A 22,227-nucleotide genomic window follows, 5' to 3' on the forward strand; every position below is an offset into this window, starting at 1 on the left:
CGGAGGGGCTGCGGACCCCGCATCAACGGCGCGCTGCGTTACATCGGGACCGGTGACGCAGTGTCCGATCTCGCCAAGATCAGCGACATCCGGTAGACCCACCACCAATCTTGAACCGTTCCAGATCGCCGCGCGGCCGATCTCCAGGGAGTTGTCGCACCATGCGGATCGGCCTGTTCGTGCCGTGCTACGTCGACGCCTTCGAGCCCGAGGTGGGGATCGCCACCCTCGAGCTGCTGGAGCGGCTCGGCTGCACTGTGGAATACCCTTACGATCAGACGTGCTGTGGTCAGCCGATGGCCAATACCGGTTGCCACGCCGAAGCCGCCGCCACCGAAGCGCTGTTCGTGAAGAACTTTTCCGGCTTCGACTATGTCGTCGCGCCATCGGGATCCTGCGTCCACCAAGTCCGCGAGCATCTCACCGCGATCCCCCAGACCGACGCGGTGCGCCACGTCCGCGCCAGCACCTACGAGCTGGTGGAATTCCTGCACGACGTGCTGAAGGTCGAGGACCTGCCCTGGACGAACTTCCCTCATAAGGTCGCCTATCACACCAACTGCAACGCCTTGCGCGGCATCCATCACGCGCGGCCATCCGAGTTGGTGAAGCCCTACTATTCGAAGCCCCTCGACCTGCTGCGCCTCGTCAAGGGTGTCGAGCTCGTCGATCTCGCCCGGCCGGACGAGTGCTGCGGCTTCGGCGGGACCTTCTCGGTGTTCGAGCCCGCCGTCTCGGCCAAGATGGGCTACGACAAGGTGGCCGACCAGAACCGCGCCGGCGCCCAATATGTCGTCTCGGCGGATTCCTCCTGTCTCATGCACCAGAAGGGCTGCGCCGAGCGCCTGGGCCTGCCCCTCAAGTACATCCACATCGCCCAGGTGCTGAACGGAGCCACCGCATGAGCGCCGAGGATCTGAATCCCCGCGAGCGCGACGGCGTCATCCACCCGGAGGTGCGCGCCAGCCACGACGAGAGTGAACGCGCGCAGGACGGACGGCGCCTCCAGCACGCCGAGGCGGCCTCGAAGCCGATCCGCGCGCCCCAGGTCCGTGAGCCGCAGCCCCGCGGCGCGAAGATCCGGGGTGACCGTCCGATCAATCAGTCCGAGGCCGCCGAGCGCTTCCTCGCCGCGCCGCTGCACCAGGCTGCCCACGACGAGCGGCTGTGGGACCTGCGCAAGAAGCGCGACGTCTCGGCCCACGGCATTCCCGAATGGGAGGAGCTCCGCGAGCTCGCCTCGCAGATCAAGACGCACACGCTGAGCCATCTCGACCGCTATCTCGAGCAGTTCGAGGCAGCCGCGAAAGCCAACGGCGTCCATGTCCACTGGGCCAAGGACGGGGCCGATCACAACCGGATCGTCCTGGAGATCCTGCGGAGCCACGGCGCCAAGACGCTGGTGAAGTCGAAGTCGATGCTCACCGAGGAGTGCGGCTTCCGCCACCACATGGCGGCGAACGGGATCGAGGTGATCGAGACCGACCTCGGCGAGCGGATCCAGCAGCTCGACAACGAGGAGCCGAGCCACGTCGTCGCGCCGGCGGTCCACAAGACCCGGATGGACGTGGCCGAGGTCTTCGCCAAGACGCTCGGGACGGACCCGAACAACGACGACGCCCACTATCTCGCCGAGAGCCAGCGGGAGACGACCCGCCCCTATATCTTGAAGGCCGATGCCGGCATGACCGGCTGCAACTTCGCGATCGCGGAGACCGGCTCGGTCGTCACCTGCACCAACGAGGGCAATGCCGACCTCTCCGGCAACGTGCCGCCGCTGCAGATCCACTCCATCGGCATCGAGAAGATCATCCCGAAGGTCGAGCATCTCGGCGTCTTCATCCGCCTGCTGTCGCGCTCGGCGCTCGGCTCGCCGATCACCCAGTACACCTCGCATTTCCGCGCGCCGCGGGCGGGCACCGAGATGCACATGGTGCTGGTCGACAACGGCCGCTCCGAGCGCCTCGGCATGGAGGAGTTCTGGACCTCCCTGAAATGCATCCGCTGCGGCGCCTGCATGAACACCTGCCCGGTCTACCGGCGCTCGGGCGGCCTTTCCTACGGGGCGACCTATTCGGGGCCGATCGGGCTGATCATCGATCCGACCTTCAACAAGCGCAAATACTCGACGCTGCCGTTCTCCTCGACGATGAACGGCTCGTGCACCAACGTCTGCCCGGTGAAGATCAACATCCACGAGCAGATTTTCGCGTGGCGCAAGGTGCTGGTCGAGGAGCACCAGATCCCGGCGCTCAAGCAGGGCATGATGAAGGCCGCCGGCGCGGTCCTGTCGCGCCCGGCCGCCTACCGGGCCGCGATCGGCGCGGCGGACTCCGCCCTGAAGGTCCTGCCGCGTTTCGCCGTCTACAATCCGCTCAACACCTGGGGGAAGAAGCGCGAGATGCCCGACGCACCGCGCCAGACCTTCCACGCCTGGTACAAGCAGAACCGCATGAAGGACACGCGTCGATGAGCGCCCGCGACGCGATCTTGGACGGCATCCGCAGGAACCGGCCAGCCGGCGATTTCCCGCTGCCGGAGGTGCCGCTGTTCACGCCCCTCATCGGCGACGACCATGTGGCCGAGTTCGGCGAGCGGCTGAAGCGGATGGGCGGCCGGGTGGCGGAGCCCGGCGCCAGTGATGTCTTCGCGGGGGTCCGCGAGCGACTCGATGCGGCCAAGGTGATTGCCTCCGCGGTACCGGAACTGACCGGCAACCGGGACCTTCGGAGCGTCCGCGCCCCGCAGGAGGTCGAGGACGTGGACGTGGCGGTGGTGCGCGCTGTGTTCGGCATCGCCGAGACGGGATCGGTGCTGTTCACGGAGGATCAGCTGATCGTCAACGCGGTCGCCTATCTCGCGCAGCACCTCGTCGTTCTGCTCGATCCCGCCGATATCGTGCCCAACGTGCAGGCCGCCTATCGCCGGCCGGAATTCGGCCGCTCGGCCTACGCGGTGCTGCACACCGGACCGTCGGCGACCGCCGATATCGAGGGCGTGCTGATCCACGGCGCGCAGGGCGTGCGCTCGCTCACGGTGCTGATGCTGCCGCGGCGCGCCTGATCCGGAACCCACGATCGGGCGCGCCCCTTGCTTGGGCGGCGGATAGGCCGTCATCCGGCAAGGAGATCCGATGCGCTACATCCTCGGTTGCAGCCTGTCATACAATATCCTGTCGGACACCACCTTCATCTTCAATCTGGAGGTGGCGAAGCTGAAGAGCGTCGAGATCCTGACCGAGAGCCTGGTCCTGACGCCGAACCTCAAGCGCGACCTCTACACCACGCCCGACCACCAGAACCGCTATCTCGCGGTCAACGTGCCGACCGGCCAGTTCGCGCTGGAGTACAATGCCGAGGTCGATCTCACGGTGCATCGGGCCGATCCCGCGACGATCAACGAGACGCCGATCGGGCAATTGCCCCTCGACATCCTGCCCTTCCTGCTGCCGAGCCGGTTCGTGTCCTCGGACCGGCTGACGCCGTTCGCTCTGGCCGAGTTCGGCGCGCTGCCCAAGGGCTATGGCCGCGTGAACCAGATCTGCAACTGGATCCACGAACACATCGCCTATCAGCCGGGCTCCAGCGACGGGGAGACCACCGCGCATGAGTCGCTGCTCAAGCGCGCCGGCGTATGCCGCGATTTCGCGCATCTCGGCGCCGCCTTCTGCCGCGCTCTCGGCATCCCGGCCCGGTTCGTGAGCTGCTACGCCCACGGGCTCGTTCCGAGCGACTTCCACGCCGTGTTCGAAGCCTATCTCGACGGCCGCTGGTGGCTGTTCGACGCCACACGGCAAGCCGACCTCGACGGGCTGGTGCGGATCGGCGTCGGACGCGATGCCGCCGAGATCGCCTTCTCGACGCCCTTCGGCAACATGCAGCCGGTCAACCAGCAGGTGCGGATTCAGCGCGCGGACGGGCAGGGCAGCCCGATGCCGCGCACGGTCGACGCCATCTCCACCGAGATCCCGGCGCCGCAGAGCGGGGCGGCCTGAGCCGCGACCCGCCTGGGATCAGGCCATCCCGTGATCCTGTGATCCCGTCCGGCCGGCCGCCCGCGGACGCCGTCACGGGATCGTCTTCCCGCATCGGAAAGCGTGCCCACCGGTGCGGTCGCCTGGACATACGCCCTGTCCCGGGCGGGCTATGGTGCGGTCCTGCAGGCCCCGCGTTCGAACGAACCACGGATCAGGTCCCACGGGTTATTTCCCGATCCGCCCAGGTCTTTCTGGCGCAGACCGCGCACGGCGATAATGCTGCGCCGACGATCTCCGGCCGGTTTTGCCGCGGCGCGGCCGGATTCCTCTGCGAAGATCCGCGCTGATCCTGAAGACTAGATGGATCGAGGCGGATCACCGGGCGGTGCCGTCGCGATTGTCCTTCTTTTGGTCCTGGCGAGCGAAATGGCTGCAAGCGTGGCTGTGGCGGGGTCGCAACACCGTAAAACGATCCCGGCTCCGCCCCGAGACCTGCCTGTAAACGCCGCGATCCCGCCATAGTCCGGGCCCACCTCAAGATCCGCGGTAAACGGCAATCTCGACAACGATTTACCGATCGGAAACGAGGACTTCCCGAGCACGCGGATGAATATCCCGGCGCTTCGCGAACGGCGACGCGCCGCGGTTCAGCGCACCCTCGGGATCGGCTGTGCGAAGGCTTGGTCTGAAGTCATGGTGACGCGTTTGAACGACAAGTCGAAGCTGCCGAGCCGCCACGTCACAGAGGGGCCCGACCGCGCCCCGCACCGCTCCTATCTCTATGCCATGGGTCTGACGCGCGAGCAGATCCACCAGCCGCTGGTCGGCGTCGCCTCCTGCTGGAACGAGGCCGCGCCCTGCAACATCTCGCTGATGCGCCAAGCGCAGGCGGTGAAGAAGGGCGTCGCCGCCGCCAACGGCACGCCGCGCGAATTCTGCACCATCACGGTGACCGACGGGATCGCCATGGGCCATGGCGGCATGCGCGCGTCGCTGCCGTCCCGCGAGGTCATCGCCGATTCGGTCGAGCTGACCATGCGGGGCCATGCCTACGATGCCCTGGTGGGACTTGCCGGCTGCGACAAGTCCCTTCCGGGGATGATGATGGCCATGGTGCGCCTCAACGTCCCCTCGATCTTCATCTACGGGGGCTCGATCCTGCCGGGCTCGTTCCGCGGCAAGCCCGTGACCGTCCAGGATCTGTTCGAGGCCGTCGGCAAGGTCGCCGTCGGCGACATGAGCCTGGAGGATCTGGACGAGCTGGAGCAGGTCGCCTGTCCGTCGGCCGGCGCCTGCGGCGCGCAGTTCACCGCCAACACGATGGCAACCGTCTCCGAGGCGATCGGCCTCGCGCTGCCTTACTCGGCCGGCGCCCCGGCCCCCTACGAGATCCGCGACAAGTTCTGCGCCACCGCCGGCGAGAAGGTGATGGAGCTTCTCGCGAATCGGATCCGCCCGCGGGACATCGTCACCCGCAAGGCGCTGGAGAACGCCGCCACCGTGGTGGCCGCCTCCGGCGGCTCCACGAACGCCGCCCTGCACCTGCCGGCCATCGCGCATGAATGCGGCATCGAATTCACGCTGTTCGACGTGGCGGAGATCTTCCGCCGCACGCCCTACATCGCCGACCTGAAGCCCGGCGGGCGCTACGTCGCCAAGGACATGTTCGAGGTCGGCGGCATCCCGCTGCTGATGAAGACGCTCCTCGACCACGGCTTCATGCACGGCGACTGCATGACGGTCACCGGCCGCACCATCGCCGAGAACATGGACCGGGTGACCTGGAACCCGGACCAGGACGTCGTCTACCCGGCCAACCGGCCGATCACCCCGACCGGGGGCGTCGTGGGCCTGAAGGGCAACCTCGCCCCCGAGGGCGCGATCGTGAAGGTCGCGGGCATCCCGGCCGAGAAGCAGGTCTTCACCGGCCCGGCCCGGGTGTTCGACGGCGAGGAGGCCTGCTTCGCGGCCGTGCAGTCGCGCGGCTACAAGGAAGGTGAGGTCCTCGTCATCCGCTACGAGGGGCCCCGGGGCGGTCCCGGCATGCGCGAGATGCTGTCGACCACCGCGGCGCTCTACGGGCAGGGCATGGGCGACAAGGTGGCGCTGATCACCGACGGGCGTTTCTCGGGCGCGACACGCGGCTTCTGCGTCGGCCATGTGGGACCTGAAGCCGCCGTGGGCGGTCCGATCGGCCTGATCCGCGACGGCGACGTCATCACCCTCGATGCCATCCAGGGCACGCTCAGCGTCGCTCTCTCGGACGAGGAACTCGCCGAGCGGCGGAAGGCCTGGACGCCGCGTCCGAACTCCGCGACCTCCGGCTACCTCTGGAAATACGCGCAAGGCGTCGGCCCGGCGCTTTACGGCGCCGTGACCCATCCGGGAGGTGCCAAGGAGACGCAGAGCTATGCGGACGTCTAGGACTGACCTCAGCCGGCGCAGGGCGCCGGTCGGGGCCGATCCCGGTCGGTTCCGGTTCGCCCGCGGCTTCGCCGTCGCGACCTGGGCGCTCGCTTTGCTTGCGCTTCCGGTCGAGACCTCGCGCGCGCTGGACGCCAATGTCCGCACGCCCGTTCAGGTGCCGGTCGCCGACAAGAGCTATCGCTCGGCCAAGGACGCGCTCCGGGCCGGCATGCGGGAGTACAATGCCGGCGACAAGCAGGGCGCGGCCCGCGCCCTCGAATACGCGGCCGGCCAGGGCCACGCCCTGGCTCTGTGGAAGCTCGGCCGGATGTATGCCGACGGCGACGGCGTGCCCCATGACGACTTGAAGGCGTTCGAGTTCTTCTCTCGGATCGCCGATGCCAGCACCGATGACGGCCCCGACCCGCAGAACTCGGCGGTTCTGGGCAGCGCCTTCACGGCTCTGGGCACCTATTTCCTGGAAGGGATCAAGGGCACCTACGTGCGCCCGAATCCCGAACGCGCTTACGACATGTTCAACTACGCCGCGTCGTACTACGGAGATCCCAACGCGCAGTACAATCTCGCTCGGCTCTACCTCGACGGGACGGGCGTCGAGGCCGATCCGAAGCAGGCGGCGCGCTGGTTCAACCTCGCGGCCGAGAAGGGCCACCATCCGGCGCAGGCACTGCTCGGGGACATGCTGGTCAACGGTCTCGGCGGGATCCCGATCCAGCGGGTGAGGGGCCTGATGTGGCTCTCCCTCGCGCGGGAAGGGGCAGAAGCGCGGAAGGACGACTGGATCGTCGCGCTCTACGACAAGAACTGGGCGGCCGCGAGCGAGGACGACCGCGCCGAGGCGCAGACGCAACTGCAAACCGTGGGCTCGATCCGGCGGCGGCGCTGAGCGCCGCCGCCGGACCGCCCGGCCGGTTCAGCCCTTCTTGGCCTCGAGTGCGGCCTTGAACGACGGCCGCGCCAGCGTGGCGTCGACATAGGCCGCAAGCTTCGGCCAGCGGTCGGCATCGACCTTCGCCTGCGCCAAGTGCAGATTGTAGAAGCTGGTCGCGATGGAGATGTCGGCGATGCTGAACGCGTCACCGACCAGATACGGGCCCGAGATCTCGCGCTCCAGATAGTCGAACAGCGGCGGCAGGTCCGTGTCGAGCGCCTGGGCGACCGCACCTTCGTCGGTCGGCTGCTTCATCATGTTGGGTTTCAGCACCCGCTGGACGAAAGGCACGATCAGCTTCGCGAACAGTTCGGTGTCGCCGAACTTGTCGAACCAGACGGCGCGGCCGAGCGCCTTCGGTTCGGTCGGAACGAGGGCCGGCGTCGGGTGCTTCCGCTCCAGATACCAGAGGATCGCCGATGAATCGGCAAGGCGGAAACCGTCGTCCTCGATGGCTGGGATCTTCCCGAGCGGGCTCGCCGCCTGGAAGTCGGCATCCGGCGCGTGGAACATCACAGGCCTGTGCTCGTAGGCGATGCCCTTCTCGGCAAGCGAGACCAGGACCTTGCGGACGTAGGGCGAATAGCCGGTACCGTAGACGATCAAGCGTGGCTCCTGAGCTGAAAGACGGGCGGCGACCGGTCTGGTCGCTGCGCCCGCCAACATGGGTTATCTTTTCAGCCGGCCGTCAGTTCCACCGTCACCGGCACATGATCCGACGGCTTATCGAGCCCGCGCAGATGCTTCTGGACCGAGGCCGAGACCAGGCGGTCGCCGGCCTGGGGCGACAGCAGCACGTGATCGATGCGGATCCCGGCATTTCGCTGCCAGCAACCGGCCTGGTAATCCCAGAAGGTGTAGAGCCCATCGCGCGGGTCGCAGGCGCGCAGCGCATCGGTATAGCCCTCGGCGAGAAGCGCCCGGAACGCCGCGCGGGTCGTCCCGAGAAAGAGCGCGTCGGAGCGCCAAGCCTCCGGATCGGCCGCGTCGGCAGGTTCCGGGATGACGTTGTAGTCGCCCGCCAGCACCACCGCGATCTCGTCCTGCAGGAGTGCCCGGGCGTGGAGCCGCAGCCGCTCTATGAAGGCGAGCTTGTAGGCATATTTCGGGCTGTCCACCGGATTGCCGTTCGGCAGATAGATCGACGCCACGCGGACCGGGTGCGTCTCCGCGCCGGAGATGAGCGCCTCGATGTAGCGGGCCTGCTCGTCCGACGCATCGCCCGGAAGCCCGCGCCGGATCTCGGAGAGGGTGAGCGGTTCCCGGACGAGGAGCGCGACGCCGTTATAGGCCTTCTGGCCCAGCGTCTCGACCGCGTAGCCCGCCGCCTCGATGTCGGCCCGCGGGAAGGCCTCGTCCTGGCACTTGAGTTCCTGCAGGCAGACCACGTCGGGCCGCGCTTCCTCGAGGAAGGCGAGAAGATGCGGGAGCCGCTGCTTGATCGAATTGACGTTCCAGGTGGTGATCCGCATCGCCTCGCTTCCGGTCGCCGCCGGGCCGTCATCCGCGCTTCGCGTCGCGCTGACAAGGCCATCCCGGCGCAAGGACGGGGATCTAGGGTCGGCGGATGGACTGGTTCGAGCCGGTGAGAGCCTATTGCGAGCGCGGCGGTCCGCAATTCTGGGCCGAGCCGGCCAACGCCCTGTCGAACGCGGCTTTCCTCGTGGCGGCTGCCGCTGCTGCACGACGCGCCTCCGCAGCCGAGCCGCCGGACCGAGCCGGCCTCGTCCTATCCGCCCTGGTCGCGGTGGTGGGCATCGGCTCGTTCCTGTTTCACACGCTGGCGGTCTACTGGTCGATGCTGGCCGACGTGATCCCGATCGCCCTGTTCATCTACGCGTATCTCGCGCTGGCCCTGCGGCGATTCCTGAGACTGGCGCCGATCCGGGTCGCTGCGGCGACGGGGGGCTTCGCGCTCCTCGGCTTCGCCCTCACGCCCGTGCTCGACGGGCTTACCGGCCTCGACGTCGCGCGGCTCACCAACGGATCGGTCGACTACCTGCCCGCCCTGCTGGCACTGTTCGGGATCGCGGGGGCGGTCACGCGTCGGCCGGAGGAGCGCTTTCTCGGGACCGGGCGGCGACTCGCCGGGATCGGCCTCCTGTTCCTGATCTCGCTCGCCGCGCGGACCGCCGATCAGGCCGCCTGCACGCTTCTGCCGACCGGCACCCATCCGCTCTGGCACGTGCTGAACGCCGTCATCCTCTACGCCCTGGTGGCGACGGCGGTGCGGCACCGCGAGTCCGCCGGGTGAGCCGTCCGGCGATCCGGGGCCGTTTCCTTGCGGGCGGTGCGGAATTCTTGCAGAAGTGCGCCGCATCGGGCGCCCGGTCCATCACGGTCGCCCGGGTACGGAAGGGGTCATGACAGTGAGCTTTCGCCTCGGGATCGCCGGACTCGGGACCGTCGGTGCGGCCGTGGTCCGGATGGTCGAGCGCCGCCGCGCCGCCTTCACCGCCGCGGGCCTCGATCTCCGCGTCACGGCGGTGTCCTCGCGCGACCGCACCCGGGACCGCGGCCTCGACCTCGCCGGCATCGAATGGTTCGACGATCCGGTGGCGCTCGCCCGGTCCGGTTCCGTGGACTGCGTGGTCGAGCTGATCGGCGGCGCCGAAGGACCGGCCAAGGCGGTAGTCGAGGCGGCGCTGGATGCCGGCAAGCCGGTGGTGACCGCCAACAAGGCGCTGCTTGCCCGCCACGGTGCCGCCCTCGCCACGCGCGCCGAGGACAAGGGCGTAGCGCTCGCCTTCGAGGCGGCGGTGGCCGGCGGCATCCCGGTGATCAAGACCCTCCGCGAGGGCCTGCCGGGCAACACGATCTCCCGCGTCTACGGAATTCTCAACGGCACCTGCAACTACATCCTCAGCCGCATGGAGCGCGAGGGCCTGACCTTCGAGGCCTGCCTGAAGGATGCGCAGGCCCTGGGCTACGCCGAGGCCGATCCGACCTTCGACGTCGAAGGTTTCGACACGGCCCACAAGCTCGCGATTCTGACGAGCCTGGCCTTCGGGACCGCAGTCGACGCCGAGGGCGTGTCGGTGGAGGGCATCTCCCGGGTGCAGCCTCTCGACCTGCGCATGGCGGACGAGCTCGGCTACCGGATCAAGCTCCTCGGCGTCGCGCAGGCGGCCGAGGCGGGCATCGAGCAGCGGGTCCACCCGACGATGGTGCCGAAATCCTCCGCGATCGCGCAGGTCATGGGCGTGACCAACGCCGTGACGATCGACGCGGATGCGGTGGGCGAGCTGACGCTGATCGGTCCCGGTGCCGGCGGCGAGGCGACGGCCTCCGCGGTCGTGGCCGACATCGCCGACGTGGCGCGCGGCGTGATCCGCCCGACCTTCGGCATTCCGGCCGCCGCGATGCGCCCCAGTGAGCGCGTGGAGATGCAGCGGCACGAGGGCGGCTACTACATCCGCCTCACCGTCCATGATCGCCCGGGCGTCGCGGCGGGTGTCGCTCAGCGGATGGCCGAGCGGGAGATATCCCTGGAGAGCATCCTGCAACGCCGCATCGAGGGCGCGGAGACGGATCCGCACGGCCGCTCCGGACGGCCCGTGCCGCTGGTGCTGATCACCTATGCGGCGACCGAGGGCAACATCCGGGACGCCCTCGACGCGATCGGCGCCGACGGCCTGCTGGCGGAGCCGCCGCAGGTGATCCGGATCGAGCGCGAATAACAGTGCATGCCGGACGGTGATCCGCGAGGCCTTGATGCAGGATAGTGGGCGCTCGCGAACAGGGGTATAGGCTTGGCGGCCGTCATTCGACGGCGTCCACCCGGGATCCGACCTCAAGATCGGGCTCGGACAAAGGCAGGAAACCATGGCTGAGGCCCCCAAGTCGGCATCGCGCGGCGTCCCGCGCACGCTCGCCCTCGAACTCGCCCGGGTCACGGAGCGCGCCGCCATCGCCGCCGCGCGATTGCGCGGTCAGGGCGACGAGAAGGCGGCGGACCAGGCGGCGGTCGACGCGATGCGCGACGAGCTGAACAGCCTGCCCATCCGCGGAACCGTGGTGATCGGCGAGGGGGAGCGCGACCAGGCGCCGATGTTGTTCATCGGGGAGCAGCTCGGTCTCGGCGAGGGGCCGGAGGTCGACATCGCGGTGGATCCGCTGGAGGGAACGACCCTCTGCGCCAAGGACATGCCCGGGGCGATCGCGGTCATGGCGATGGCCGAGCGTGGCTCGCTCCTCGCGGCCCCCGACGTCTACATGCAGAAGATCGCCATCGGGCCGGGCTATCCGCCGGGTCTCGTCGATCTCGACGCCAGTCCCAACGACAACATCGCTGCCCTGGCCCGGGCCAAGGGGGTCGAGCCGAAGCAGATCACGGCCCTGATCCTCGACCGGCCCCGGCACGCCGCCCTCGTGGCCGAGGTGCGGGCGGCCGGCGCGGCGGTCCGCCTGATCTCGGACGGCGACATCGCGGGGATCATCTTCACCGCGAGCCCCGAAGAGACGGGCATCGACATCTATCTCGGAACCGGGGCGGCTCCCGAAGGCGTCCTGGCCGCCGCGGCGATGCGCTGCATCGGCGGCCAGATGCAGGGACGCCTGATCCTCGACACGCCCGACCGGCGGCGCCGGGCCGCCGAGATGGGCATCGAGGATCTCGACCGGAAATACGATCTGACCGACCTCGCGAGCGGCGACGTCATCGTGGCCGCCACGGGCATCACGGACGGGGCGCTTCTGCGGGGCGTCCGATTTCGACCGGACCGGATCCAGACCGAGACGCTGGTCTACCGTTCCGAGGCCGGCACGGTCCGGCGAATCCTCGGCGAGCACCGCCGCGGCTTGACCTGAAGCCGCAGGCCGCTGCCGCCGGTTCTACCGGCGGCGCGGCTGATCGCGGTTCAGCCGGGCATCAATTCAGCACGACCACCTTGGTGCCGACATTGACGCGGCTGAACAGGTCGATCGCGTCCTGGTTGATCATGCGGATGCAGCCCGACGACACGCTCTTGCCGATGGAGAAAGGCTCCAGAGTCCCGTGGATGCGGAACAGCGTGTCCTTGTTGCCCTGCCAGAGGTACATGGCCCGGGCGCCGAGGGGATTGCGCAGGCCGCCCGAGACGCCGAGGCCGCTCTGCAGCTTGTCGACCTCGCTCGCGAGCTTCGGGCTGCGGGCGATCATCTCCTTGGGCGGATACCAATCCGGCCAGGCCTGCTTGGAATTGACCGTCGCGGTGCCCGACCACGAGAAGCCTTGCTTGCCGACACCGACGCCGTAGCGGCGGGCCCGGCCGTTGCCCTCCACCAGGGTCAGTTGGTGGGCCCGCGGGTCGACGATGATCGTCCCCGGCTCGTAGGGCCCGTGATAGGCGATCTCCTGGCGCAAGAAGGCCGGGTTCATTTTCTTGTAGTTGAACGCCTGCACCGGGAACACGTCGTCGGTGATCGGGCCATAGATCTTGGCGTAATCGATCGGCTCGTTGTCGGGCGCGCGCAGGATGGCCTTCGCCTTCGCGGCCTCCAGGGGCGAAAGACCTTCGGCGGGCGGTGCCCCGCCCGGACGGGCCGGGACGGTCGCGTCGGGGTCGAAGCTGGCGGCTGGCGGAGCAACGGGCGCCTGTACCGCCGGGGCGGGGCGCACGAAATCCGTGCGGCCCGTATAGGGCAGGTAGCGGCCGCCGCGACGCACATAGAGCGCACCGCTCTGATCCTGATAGAGCTGGCCGTCATCGCCGAACCCGTCGATGCCGGCATCGCCGACCGGGCCGCGGCCCTGGGCGTGAACGGTCGAGGCAAAGGCGAGGACTGTGAAGCCGGCCAGGAGAAGGCGACGGATCGAGGCGGACATGGATCGAAATTCCTCGGGAGGCGACACCGGGACTTGCCGCGGCGCGCAATCGAGCGGGCCTGCACGAAGTCGCGGCGGAGCTCGTCCCGGGGCTTAGCAAAACTCACGCTTTGCCGCCAAGTTGCCGACCGTGATCGAAGGCAATTTACTGGGTCTTCCGGACCGTTTCTCCGCCCCTGTGTTGCGCGCATGCAGCAACCATTACGAGCTGCGGCGCTCACCGATCCGTGATGGCGCCGTCCGGCCGCCCGTTTACTCGGCAGGCCTGCCTCGATGAACGGCAGCGGCTGGATCGATTCCGAACCGATCCCGGCTCCGACCGTTTGGGGCGATCGGCGCGTCGCGCATCAAACCGGACGTGGCACGCATGCTGCATTGCCGGATCAGCCGCGCCTGCTGCGGCGGCGGAGCAACGGCGCTCCAAACAGCGGACGGTGTGAGTCCGGATCCCCGGCATGAGCGACCGCGCAGCGGTTCGCCTCCTTTCGACGAGCACCAGCTATGGCCAGCTTCAAAACGGTGATGAAGTCGGGTCACCCCCCGACGCTGTTCGCGGCATTCCTCTATTTCGATTTCTGCTTCGCCATCTGGGTCCTGAACGGCGCCATGGGCCCGTTCATCACCGAGACCTTCAAGCTCACGCCGGCCCAGACCGGATTCATGATCTCCCTTCCGATCCTCGCCGGGGCGCTGATGCGCTTCCCGCTTGGAATTCTGGCCCAGTATATCGGCCGCAAGAATGCCGCGATCACCGAGATGAGCGTGATCATGCTGGCGATGGCCTACGGATATCTCTTCGTCTCGTCCTACAACGACGTGCTCGCCATGGGCGTCCTGCTGGGCATCGCCGGCGCGTCCTTCGGCGTTGCACTGTCCCTCGGATCGGGATGGTTCCCACCGGAGCACAAGGGCTTGGCGATGGGCATCGCGGGCGCCGGCAATTCCGGCACCGTGCTGGCCGTGCTGTTCGCCCCGCCGCTGGCGCAGGCCTATGGCTGGCAGACCACCTACGCCTTCGCCGGCCTCGTCATGCTCCTGCCGCTGGCGATCATGATCGTGCTCGCCAAGGAGCCGCCGGATTGCGAGCATCAGTCGTTCAAGGAACACGTCTCCTGCCTCTTCACCAAGGACGGCTGGGCGTTCTCGCTGATCTACGTCATCACCTTCGGCGGCTTCATCGGCCTGTCGAACTTCCTGCCGACCTTCTTCTACGAGCAGTTCGCCGTGACGAAGGTCGAGGCCGGGCGCCTGACCATGCTGGCGGCCTTCATGGGCTCGGGGATTCGGATCGTCGGCGGCTACTTCGCCGATCGGATGGGCGGGATCGCCGTGCTGTCGGTGGTGCTGCTCGCGGCGATCGCCACGCTCCTGTCCCTGACGGCGACCCCGTCGCTGGCATTGACCACGATCCTGTTCATGCTGTGCTTCGCGGCGCTTGGGGCCGGCAACGGCGCCCTCTTCCAGCTCGTTCCCCTGCGGTGGCCCAACAACACCGCCGTCGCCGGCTCGATGATCGGCGAAATCGGGGCCCTCGGAGGCGCCATCCTTCCAAACGTCATGGGCCTGTCCAAGCAGTATACCGGGTCGTTCTCCATCGGCTTCATCGGCTACGCCGCCTTCACGGCGGTCGTGCTCGGCTGCCTCGCCCTCTGGCAGCGGAAGTGGGTCGGAAGCTGGGTCGGGCCTCGCGGCAAGGCCCTGGGCACAGCGACCGAAGCCGAACAGAACCAGCTGCAGCCCGTCACGGCCTGACAGCCCGCGTCGCGAACGCGATCACCCAGAACGGGGGCCCGGGCGGCCCCCGTTTTCCGTTGGGGCGACCGGATCGATCGCGCGCCGGATACAAGTCGGCGATTGCGTTCTGCCGCGCGACGCGTTTGAATAATGCATTATGAAAGAGCGTCCGGTCCATCAGCCGAGGCGCCCGGCGACCGCCAGCGGCGGCGCCCCGATGGGAGGAACGGTCGATGTCGAAGCGCATCAGCGCCACGAACGGCGTGCTCGGCCTGCTCTGCGTGATGTATTTCATCACCTATCTGGACCGGGTGAACATCGCGACCGCCGGCGCAGAGATCATGCGCGATTTCGGGATGTCGAAGACCGATTTCGGTCTGATTCTGTCGGCCTTCGCGTATCCCTACGCGATCTTCCAAGTGATCGGCGGGTCGGTCGGCGACAAGTTCGGCGCCCGGCGCACGCTGCTCGCCTGCGGCGTGATCTGGGCCGCCGCGACGATCCTGACCGGAATGGTCGGCGGCTTGGTGAGCCTATTCCTGGCCCGGGTCCTGCTCGGCTTCGGCGAAGGTGCGACCTTCCCCACCGCCACCCGCGCAATGCAGAACTGGACCGCGCCCGGCCGCCGCGGCTTCGCCCAGGGCATCACCCACGCCTTCGCGCGCCTCGGCAACGCGGTGGCGCCGCCGATCGTCGCCTTCCTGATCTTCCATTTCGGGTGGCGGACCAGCTTCGTGATCCTCGGCGCCGTGAGCTTTATCTGGGTGGCGATCTGGTGGCTGTATTTCCGCGACGATCCCTCCGACCATCCGGCGATCACCCGGGCCGAACTCGACACGCTGCCGCCGCCCCGCAAGGTCGGGGCGAAGCAGAGCGTCCCGTGGGGCGCTCTGACCCGCCGCATGCTGCCGGTCACCATCACGTATTTCTGCTACGGCTGGACCCTGTGGCTGTTCCTCGGCTGGCTGCCGAGCTTCTTCAAGGAGAACTACAGCCTCGACCTGAAGAACTCGGCGCTGTTCGCTTCGGGCGTGTTCTTCGCCGGCGTGGTGGGCGACACGGTTGGCGGCATGATGAGCGACGCCATCCTGCACCGGACCGGCAAGGTGAAGCTCGCCCGCCTGTCGGTGATCGTCGTCGGGTTCCTCGGTGCCGCTGCGAGCCTCGCCGGCGTTTTCATGACGCGGGATCTGACCCTGGTGGCGCTGCTCCTGTCCTCGGGTTTCTTCTTCGCCGAGCTGGTCATCGGGCCGATCTGGTCCGTGCCAATGGATATCGCGCCGAAATATGCCGGCACCGCCAGCGGATTGATGAATACCGGTTCGGCCGTGGCCGCGATCGTCTCGCCGATCGTCTTCGGCGTGATCGTCGACATGACGGGGAGCTGGACGCTGCCCTTCGTCGGTTCGATCGGCCTGTGCCTGCTCGGTGCGGCGCTGGCCTTCACGATGCACCCCGAGCGGGAATTCGTGGATCCCGCCCCGCCACTCGATGGTCGCGTGGGCTCCGTGGCGGCCGGGGAGTAGCGCGCGATGGCGGAAGCGATGAAACGGTCCGGTCCGCTCGCCGGGATGCGGGTGATCGAACTCGCCCACATCATGGCCGGTCCGGTCTGCGGGCTGATGCTCGCCGACATGGGCGCGGAGGTGATCAAGGTCGAGAAGATGGACGGCGACGACACGCGTCGCACCGTTCCGCCGGCCCTGGAAGGCGAGAGCGCCGCCTACATGATGATGAACCGCGGCAAGCGCGGCATCAGTCTCGATCTGAAGGACCCGGACGGTGTCGCGGTCCTGCGCCGCCTGCTCAAGGGGGCCGACGCGCTGATCGAGAACTACCGCGGCGGCACGATGGAGCGCCTCGGGATCGGCTACGAGACGCTGCGCGAGGAATTTCCGGCCCTCGTCTACTGCTCGCTCTCCGGTTTCGGCCGCACCGGTCCCTATGCGGAGCGAGCCGGCTTCGACCTCGTGGCGCAGGGCATGAGCGGGCTCATGTCGATCACGGGGGAGGGCCCGGGGCGGCCCCCGATGAAGTGCGGACCGCCGGTGACCGACATCACCGCCGGCATCCTGGCCGCCATGGGCGTTCTGGCGGCCTACTCGAACCGGCTCCGGACCGGAAAGGGCCAGGCTGTCGACACCTCGCTGTTCGAGGCCGGCATCACCCACACCTACTGGCAATCGGCCATCGCCATGGCGACCGGGATCGCGCCGGGACCGATGGGCTCGGCCCATCCGCTGAACGCGCCCTACGAGGCCTTCGAGACCGCCGATGGCTGGATCACGATCGGGGCGGCCAACCAGACCAACTGGTTGCGCCTGCTGAAGGCGATCGGCGCCGAGGCCCTCGCCGATGATCCGCGCTTCGCCGTCAACCGCGACCGGATGACCAACCGGCAGGACCTCGCCGGTACCCTCGCGCCGATCTTCCGGGCCCACAGCTCGGCCGAATGGCTCGCCCGGCTCGAAGCCGGCGGCGTCCCGGCCGGGCCGGTGCTCGACGTCAATGCCATGCACCGGGATCCGCAGGCCCTCGCCCGCGAGATGGTGGTGGAGGTCGAACACCCGCGGGTCGGCCGCATGAAGACCCTCGGCCTGCCGGTGAAGTTCTCGGAGACCCCGGGGCGCGTGCATGGGCCGGCCCCGTTGCTTGGCGAGCATTCCCGCGCGATCCTTGCGGAGGCCGGGTATGCGCCGGCCGAAATCGACGCGCTGATCGCGCGCGGCGTGGTCCGCGAGACCGCGGCCTGAGCCGGCACACGGAGAATCCGCGCATGAGCGCCACGCCCGCCACCGACGAACTGCTGTTCACGACCGATGAGGCCGGCATCGCCCGCATCGTCCTGAATCGGCCGCAGGCCCGCAACGCGCTTACCTTCGCGATGTATCAGGGCCTGATCACCTGCTGCGAGGCGATCGCCGGCAATCCGGCCATCAAGGCGCTGATCATCACCGGTGCCGGCGAGAAGGCTTTTGCGGCCGGCACCGACATCGCCCAGTTCCGCAGCTTCAGCACGGCGGAGGATGCGCTGGGCTACGAGCGGTTCATGGACAAGGTGCTGGGCTCCCTGGAGCGGCTGCGGGTTCCGACCATCGCGGCCATCGCGGGTGCGTGCACGGGCGGCGGCGCGGCCATCGCGGCGGCCTGCGACCTCCGCATCGCCACCCGCGATGCCCGCTTCGGCTTCCCCATCGCCCGGACGCTGGGCAATTGCCTGAGCCAGGGCAATCTGAAGCGGCTTTCCGGTCTGATCGGGCCGGCGCGGGTGAAGGACATCATCTTCACCGCCCGCCTGGTCGGGTCCGAGGAGGCGCTGGCCATCGGCCTCGTCGGCGAAGTGGTCGCCGATTGCGCCGCGCTCACCGAGCGTGTCGATACCCTGGCGCAGCTCCTCGCCAACCACGCGCCGCTGACCATGCAGGCGACCAAGGAAGGGCTCCGGCGGCTGGCGGAGGAGGAGGCTGTCGCCGAGGGCGCGCCACATCCCGGCGATGACCTGATCCTCATGTGCTACATGAGCCAGGATTTCCGCGAAGGCATGGAGGCCTTCCTGGGCAAGCGCCCGCCCAACTGGACCGGGCGCTGAGGGCAGCCCTCAGGTCGGCAGCGCGCAGACATCGACCCAGGCGGCGCCGGTCAGTTCGGCCATCCGCGCCGGCGCGATCCGCACAGAGCTGTGGGTGCCGCCGGCGGCCGGCACCACCTCGTCGAACGCTTGGAGCGAGACGTCGCAGTAGACGGGCAGGGGCGTGGCCAGGCCGAACGGGCAGACGCCGCCCACAGGGTGGCCGGTGACCGCTTCGACCTCGCCGAGATCGAGCATCCTCACCTTGCCGCCGAAGACGACCTTGGCCTTCCTGTTGTCGAGACGCGCGTCGCCACGGGTGACGACGAGAGCGACATGATCGCCCACGCGGATCGACAGGGTCTTGGCGATCTGCGCCGGAGCGACGCCATGGCCCTCGGCCGCCTCGGCGACGGTCGCGGTGCTGGCCTCAAGCTCGATGACCGCGATGTCGGGCGCCTTCTCGGCGAAGAAGGCGCGCACGGATGCGAGACTCATGATTCGTTCCGAAGCTTCGATCAGGGCAGTGCGGGAAGCCCGCTGCCGTAGGCGCTCCGGCACGCTTCAGCCATTGCCTGGACGCGACCCGCCGGTGCGTGGGAGGCGGCGCTCGCGCGGCTGCACCCCGGCATGCGGCAGGCCCTTCCCCGGACGGAGAAGGGCCTGCCTGAGGAATCGATGCTTCGGTCCGCCTACCGTGTGGTCGCCAGCAGCAGGTCCGGGAGCCACAGGGCGATGCCCGGGACGAGGCACAGGATCAGGATCGCCACCGCCATCAGGATCACAAAGGGCAGCGTCCCCCAGATGATGTCCGACAGCGGGATGTCGGGGGCGATGTTCTTGATGACGAAGATGTTCAGGCCCACCGGCGGGTGGATCAGGCCCATCTCCATGGTGATGGTCATCACCACGCCGAACCACACGAGGTCGAAGCCGGCGGCCTTGAGCGGCGGCAGGATGATCGGCGCCGTCATCAGGATGATCGAGACCGGCGGCAGGAAGAAGCCCAGCGCGATCACCAACGCCAGGATGGTCAGCAGCAGCAGCCAGGGCGAGAGCTGCATCGCGACGATCGCGGCGGCGGCCGATTGCGAGATGTGCAGGTAGCTCATCACGTAGGCGTAGAGCAGCGACATGCCGATGATCAGCATCAGCATGGTCGATTCCCGCAGGGTCGCGGTCAGGATCGGCGTGACGTCGCGGAACCGCCAGACGCCGTAGATCGCGGCGATGAGCGCCAGCGCCATCAGGCCGCCGAGACCCGCGGTTTCCGAGGGCGTGGCGTAGCCGCCGTAGAGCGCCACCATCACGCCGGTGAGCAGGACCACGAAGGGCAGGACCCGCGGCAGCGTCGAGAAGCGCTGCGCCATGCTGTACTGATCGTCGGCCAGGATCGGCGAGGCCGGTCCGCCACGCTCCATCACGGCCTTGGCCGCGGCGTATTCCGAGCGGAAGCGCACGATCGACCACGCCGCGAACAGGGCCACGAGCAGCAGCCCGGGTCCGATGCCGGCGAGGAACAGGCGTCCGAGCGACTGCTCGGCCGCCACCGCGTACAGGATCATGGTGATCGAGGGCGGCAGCAGGATTCCGAGCGTGCCGCCCGCCGCGATGATCCCGGCGGCGAAGCCCGGCGAGTAGCCGCGCTTGCGCATCTCCGGGATGCCGGCCGAGCCGATCGCCGAGCAGGTTGCCGGGCTCGAGCCCGCCATGGCGGCGAACAGCGCACAGGCGAACACGTTGGCGATGCCGAGACCGCCCGGGATGCGGTGCATCCAGGCGTGCATGGCCGAGTAGAGGTCCTGCCCGGCCTTGGACCGGCCGATGGCCGCACCCTTCAGGATGAAGAGCGGGATCGACAGCAGGGTGATGGAGGCCATCTCCTCGTAGACGTTCTGCGCCACCGTATCGAGAGAGGCGCCGGGCATGAACGCCACCATGAAGGCGAGCGCCACGAAGCCGAGGGCGAAGGCGATGGGGATGCCCGAGAGCATCGCACCCAGGGTCGCGCCCGCGTACAGGAAGCCGATCGCGGCCGTGCTCATCGTTCAACCTTCGCGGAAACGGTCTGACCCATCGGATCCGGTCCTCGAGGCGCAACCTCGGGCGCCCCGTGCATGTCGCGGTTGACGTCGGCCCCGAGCCCGATCTTGGGCTGTGCCCAGCCGGCGGCCCGCGGCCCGTAGGCCAGGCCCTCGGCGATCTGGAGGACGAACTGGATGCACAGCAGGCTCATCCCGACGGACATCAGCGTATAGGGGATCCAGAGGGGCGGCCCCCAGGTCGATTGCGAGACCTGCCCGTCGACCCAGGCCTCGTGATCCAGCGACCAGCTCTTCCAGGCGAAGAACAGGCAGAAGGCGAGGCTGACGATGTCGGCCAGCAGAAGGCGCACGCGGTTGGCGGCCGGCGGCAGGAGACCGGTCAGGGCCTCGATCGCGACGTGGCCGCGCTTGGCCTGGACGCCGGCGGCCGACAGGAAGGTGGCCCCGATGATCAGGAACACCGCCATCTCGTCCTGCCACTCCGTCGGTTCCTTCAGGAGATAGCGGACGACCACGCTGTGGGTCAGGACGAGGCAGGCCGCCACCAGGCAGAGGCCGCCGACCGCCAGGATCACTTGATTCAGCAGGCGCATCGTCCGGTCGAAGGCGCCGAGCAGGCCGGGCAGACGCGGCTCGGCCGCGCCCCGCGCCTCCGGAGCGGCCGTAGCCGCGTCGAAGCCGTGGCTCACGCGACCTGCTCCGCGAGCTTCAGCAGTTCCGCGCAGTTCGCGTTCTTGGCGGCGTAATCTTTCCAGGCCGTGTTGCGGGCGAGGTCCCGCCACTGACCCAGCGACTTCTCGTCAACCTGGACGACCTTGGCCCCGGCCTTGGAGAAGATCTCCTCGACCCGGGTGTCATCCTCCTTGGCGCCGGCTTGGCCGAAGGCCTCCAGCTCGGTGCCCACCGCCATGATCAGGTCCTGCTGCTCCTTCGGCAGGCCCGAGAACACGATCTTCGACATCATGATCGGCTCGAGCATGAACCAGTAGGAGCGCTCGCGGCCCGAAGTGAGGGCCTTGGACAGCTCTTCCAGGCGGAAGGAGATCAGGCTGGTGGACGAGGTGATCACCGCATCGCAGGCGCCGGTCTGCATCGCCGCGTAGGATTCGTTCGACGGGATGGAGAGGGTGGCTGCGCCGGCCTCTTTCATCATCATGTCCATCTCGCGCGAACCGCCCCGGACCTTCATGCCCTTGGCGTCGGCCGGCGAAACGAGGGCGCGCTCGCGGCTCGCGACGCCGCCGGCCTGCCAGACCCACGAGACCAGGACGATCCCCTTGGCGTCGAGGATTTCCGAGAGCTTGCGCCCGACCGGCGCCGCCTTCCAGGCCACCGCCTGGGCATAGGACGTCACCAGCGCAGGCATCAGGCCGATATTCAGCTCCGGCACCTCGCCGCCGGCATAGGGGCTCGGATAGAGCGACATGTCGAGGGCGCCCTTGCGCATCGCGCCGAACTGGGCGTTCGTCTTCATCAGCGAGGAGCCGGGATAGACTTGGACGTCCAGGGCGCCCTTCGAGCGCTCGCCGACCATCTTGGCGAACTTCCGGCACATGCGGTCGCGGAAGTCGCCCTCGTCGATGGTGCCGCCCGGGAACTGGTGGGACAGCTTCAGCGTGGTGGCGGCCTGGGCAGAGCCCAGCCCGAACCGCAGGACCGCCGGAGCCGCGAGCGTGGCCGCGATCAGCGAGCGACGAGTTGGCGTCATGGATTTCTCCCGCACCGCAAACAACGCGGCAA

20 protein-coding genes are annotated in these 22,227 nt (G+C 68.4%); 13 read left to right on the forward strand and 7 right to left on the reverse strand.

Features of this window, described 5'->3' with window-relative positions; all coding sequences use genetic code 11:
• The first annotated feature begins 161 nt into the window (after window positions 1-161).
• The 6 genes from A3862_RS17475 (at window position 162) to A3862_RS17500 (ending at window position 7,289) form a co-directional block, all read left to right on the forward strand.
• Window positions 162-905 (forward strand): (Fe-S)-binding protein, encoded by a 744-nt coding sequence (locus tag A3862_RS17475; protein ID WP_043758133.1) that lies wholly within the window; start codon window positions 162-164, stop codon window positions 903-905.
• Window positions 902-2,473, forward strand: coding sequence for a lactate utilization protein B (locus A3862_RS17480; protein ID WP_043758131.1), 1,572 nt, complete (start codon window positions 902-904; stop codon window positions 2,471-2,473). The genes A3862_RS17475 and A3862_RS17480 overlap by 4 nt, the downstream gene beginning before the upstream one ends.
• On the forward strand, window positions 2,470-3,063 hold the full coding sequence (locus A3862_RS17485; RefSeq protein WP_043758130.1) for a LutC/YkgG family protein: 594 nt from the start codon (window positions 2,470-2,472) through the stop codon (window positions 3,061-3,063). The genes A3862_RS17480 and A3862_RS17485 overlap by 4 nt, the downstream gene beginning before the upstream one ends.
• A 70-nt stretch (window positions 3,064-3,133) precedes the next feature.
• On the forward strand, window positions 3,134-3,994 hold the full coding sequence (locus tag A3862_RS17490; protein ID WP_043758127.1) for a transglutaminase-like domain-containing protein: 861 nt from the start codon (window positions 3,134-3,136) through the stop codon (window positions 3,992-3,994).
• A gap of 675 nt (window positions 3,995-4,669) precedes the next feature.
• Window positions 4,670-6,400 (forward strand): dihydroxy-acid dehydratase, encoded by a 1,731-nt coding sequence (gene ilvD / locus A3862_RS17495; protein WP_043380071.1) that lies wholly within the window; start codon window positions 4,670-4,672, stop codon window positions 6,398-6,400.
• Window positions 6,387-7,289: a tetratricopeptide repeat protein gene (locus A3862_RS17500; RefSeq protein ID WP_111473851.1), complete on the forward strand. Its 903-nt coding sequence runs from the start codon at window positions 6,387-6,389 to the stop codon at window positions 7,287-7,289. The genes ilvD and A3862_RS17500 overlap by 14 nt, the downstream gene beginning before the upstream one ends.
• A gap of 27 nt (window positions 7,290-7,316) precedes the next feature.
• Here the strand turns inward: A3862_RS17500 and A3862_RS17505 are convergent, their stop codons facing one another.
• A complete protein-coding gene (locus A3862_RS17505; protein WP_043380068.1) occupies window positions 7,317-7,940 on the reverse strand; it encodes a glutathione S-transferase family protein in 624 nt (207 codons plus the stop codon).
• Window positions 7,941-8,011: 71 nt separating this feature from the next.
• Window positions 8,012-8,806 (reverse strand): exodeoxyribonuclease III, encoded by a 795-nt coding sequence (gene xth, locus A3862_RS17510; RefSeq protein WP_043758125.1) that lies wholly within the window; start codon window positions 8,804-8,806, stop codon window positions 8,012-8,014.
• A 95-nt stretch (window positions 8,807-8,901) separates the two neighbouring features.
• Between xth and A3862_RS17515 the strand changes: the two genes are divergently transcribed.
• The 3 genes from A3862_RS17515 to glpX all read left to right on the forward strand — a co-directional run bounded on the left by A3862_RS17515 (window position 8,902) and on the right by glpX (window position 12,143).
• Window positions 8,902-9,588 (forward strand): ceramidase domain-containing protein, encoded by a 687-nt coding sequence (locus A3862_RS17515; RefSeq protein WP_043758121.1) that lies wholly within the window; start codon window positions 8,902-8,904, stop codon window positions 9,586-9,588.
• Between the two features lie 109 nt (window positions 9,589-9,697).
• Entirely contained in the window at window positions 9,698-11,014 is a 1,317-nt protein-coding gene (locus A3862_RS17520; RefSeq protein ID WP_043758120.1) for a homoserine dehydrogenase, read from the forward strand.
• 145 nt (window positions 11,015-11,159) lie between these two features.
• On the forward strand, window positions 11,160-12,143 hold the full coding sequence (glpX, locus tag A3862_RS17525; RefSeq protein WP_111473852.1) for a class II fructose-bisphosphatase: 984 nt from the start codon (window positions 11,160-11,162) through the stop codon (window positions 12,141-12,143).
• Between the two features lie 61 nt (window positions 12,144-12,204).
• Here glpX and A3862_RS17530 read toward each other — a convergent pair whose 3' ends face one another.
• The gene (locus A3862_RS17530; protein WP_043758118.1) at window positions 12,205-13,140 is read right to left on the reverse strand and encodes a L,D-transpeptidase; all 936 of its coding nucleotides are present in this window, start codon (window positions 13,138-13,140) and stop codon (window positions 12,205-12,207) included.
• Between the two features lie 501 nt (window positions 13,141-13,641).
• On the opposite strand from A3862_RS17530, the gene A3862_RS17535 reads away from it, so the two are divergent.
• From A3862_RS17535 to A3862_RS17550, 4 genes are all read left to right on the forward strand, one after another.
• A complete protein-coding gene (locus A3862_RS17535; protein WP_043758115.1) occupies window positions 13,642-14,892 on the forward strand; it encodes a nitrate/nitrite transporter in 1,251 nt (416 codons plus the stop codon).
• A gap of 215 nt (window positions 14,893-15,107) precedes the next feature.
• Window positions 15,108-16,400, forward strand: a complete 1,293-nt coding sequence (locus A3862_RS17540) for an MFS transporter (protein ID WP_043380055.1) — start codon at window positions 15,108-15,110, stop codon at window positions 16,398-16,400.
• A gap of 6 nt (window positions 16,401-16,406) precedes the next feature.
• Window positions 16,407-17,627: a CaiB/BaiF CoA transferase family protein gene (locus A3862_RS17545; protein WP_043758112.1), complete on the forward strand. Its 1,221-nt coding sequence runs from the start codon at window positions 16,407-16,409 to the stop codon at window positions 17,625-17,627.
• 23 nt (window positions 17,628-17,650) lie between these two features.
• Window positions 17,651-18,463, forward strand: coding sequence for an enoyl-CoA hydratase/isomerase family protein (locus A3862_RS17550; protein ID WP_043758109.1), 813 nt, complete (start codon window positions 17,651-17,653; stop codon window positions 18,461-18,463).
• A gap of 9 nt (window positions 18,464-18,472) precedes the next feature.
• Here A3862_RS17550 and A3862_RS17555 read toward each other — a convergent pair whose 3' ends face one another.
• The 4 genes from A3862_RS17555 to dctP form a co-directional block, all read right to left on the reverse strand.
• Window positions 18,473-18,940: a YbaK/EbsC family protein gene (locus A3862_RS17555; protein ID WP_043758108.1), complete on the reverse strand. Its 468-nt coding sequence runs from the start codon at window positions 18,938-18,940 to the stop codon at window positions 18,473-18,475.
• A gap of 194 nt (window positions 18,941-19,134) precedes the next feature.
• Window positions 19,135-20,487, reverse strand: a complete 1,353-nt coding sequence (locus A3862_RS17560; RefSeq protein ID WP_043356157.1) for a TRAP transporter large permease — start codon at window positions 20,485-20,487, stop codon at window positions 19,135-19,137.
• Complete coding sequence (locus A3862_RS17565) at window positions 20,484-21,176, reverse strand: TRAP transporter small permease (protein ID WP_043380051.1); 693 nt, start codon at window positions 21,174-21,176, stop codon at window positions 20,484-20,486. Before A3862_RS17565 ends, A3862_RS17560 begins: the two co-directional genes overlap by 4 nt.
• Window positions 21,173-22,195 (reverse strand): TRAP transporter substrate-binding protein DctP, encoded by a 1,023-nt coding sequence (dctP, locus tag A3862_RS17570; RefSeq protein ID WP_043353295.1) that lies wholly within the window; start codon window positions 22,193-22,195, stop codon window positions 21,173-21,175. The genes A3862_RS17565 and dctP overlap by 4 nt, the downstream gene beginning before the upstream one ends.
• Window positions 22,196-22,227: the final 32 nt, after the last annotated feature.

Origin of the sequence: Methylobacterium sp. XJLW (assembly GCF_003254375.1) — a bacterium.
GTDB classification, from domain to species: domain Bacteria; phylum Pseudomonadota; class Alphaproteobacteria; order Rhizobiales; family Beijerinckiaceae; genus Methylobacterium; species Methylobacterium fujisawaense.

Bases quoted from the DNA above. Each gene is read 5' to 3' on its own strand.
- A3862_RS17475 (WP_043758133.1), top strand. From the start codon at position 162: ATGCGGATCGGCCTGTTCGTGCCGTGCTACGTCGACGCCTTCGAGCCC.
- A3862_RS17480 (WP_043758131.1), top strand. From the start codon at position 902: ATGAGCGCCGAGGATCTGAATCCCCGCGAGCGCGACGGCGTCATCCAC.
- A3862_RS17485 (WP_043758130.1), top strand. From the start codon at position 2,470: ATGAGCGCCCGCGACGCGATCTTGGACGGCATCCGCAGGAACCGGCCA.
- A3862_RS17490 (WP_043758127.1), top strand. From the start codon at position 3,134: ATGCGCTACATCCTCGGTTGCAGCCTGTCATACAATATCCTGTCGGAC.
- ilvD (WP_043380071.1), top strand. From the start codon at position 4,670: ATGGTGACGCGTTTGAACGACAAGTCGAAGCTGCCGAGCCGCCACGTC.
- A3862_RS17500 (WP_111473851.1), top strand. From the start codon at position 6,387: ATGCGGACGTCTAGGACTGACCTCAGCCGGCGCAGGGCGCCGGTCGGG.
- xth (WP_043758125.1), bottom strand. From the start codon at position 8,806: ATGCGGATCACCACCTGGAACGTCAATTCGATCAAGCAGCGGCTCCCG.
- A3862_RS17515 (WP_043758121.1), top strand. From the start codon at position 8,902: ATGGACTGGTTCGAGCCGGTGAGAGCCTATTGCGAGCGCGGCGGTCCG.
- A3862_RS17520 (WP_043758120.1), top strand. From the start codon at position 9,698: ATGACAGTGAGCTTTCGCCTCGGGATCGCCGGACTCGGGACCGTCGGT.
- glpX (WP_111473852.1), top strand. From the start codon at position 11,160: ATGGCTGAGGCCCCCAAGTCGGCATCGCGCGGCGTCCCGCGCACGCTC.
- A3862_RS17530 (WP_043758118.1), bottom strand. From the start codon at position 13,140: ATGTCCGCCTCGATCCGTCGCCTTCTCCTGGCCGGCTTCACAGTCCTC.
- A3862_RS17535 (WP_043758115.1), top strand. From the start codon at position 13,642: ATGGCCAGCTTCAAAACGGTGATGAAGTCGGGTCACCCCCCGACGCTG.
- A3862_RS17540 (WP_043380055.1), top strand. From the start codon at position 15,108: ATGTCGAAGCGCATCAGCGCCACGAACGGCGTGCTCGGCCTGCTCTGC.
- A3862_RS17545 (WP_043758112.1), top strand. From the start codon at position 16,407: ATGGCGGAAGCGATGAAACGGTCCGGTCCGCTCGCCGGGATGCGGGTG.
- A3862_RS17550 (WP_043758109.1), top strand. From the start codon at position 17,651: ATGAGCGCCACGCCCGCCACCGACGAACTGCTGTTCACGACCGATGAG.
- A3862_RS17555 (WP_043758108.1), bottom strand. From the start codon at position 18,940: ATGAGTCTCGCATCCGTGCGCGCCTTCTTCGCCGAGAAGGCGCCCGAC.
- A3862_RS17560 (WP_043356157.1), bottom strand. From the start codon at position 20,487: ATGAGCACGGCCGCGATCGGCTTCCTGTACGCGGGCGCGACCCTGGGT.
- dctP (WP_043353295.1), bottom strand. From the start codon at position 22,195: ATGACGCCAACTCGTCGCTCGCTGATCGCGGCCACGCTCGCGGCTCCG.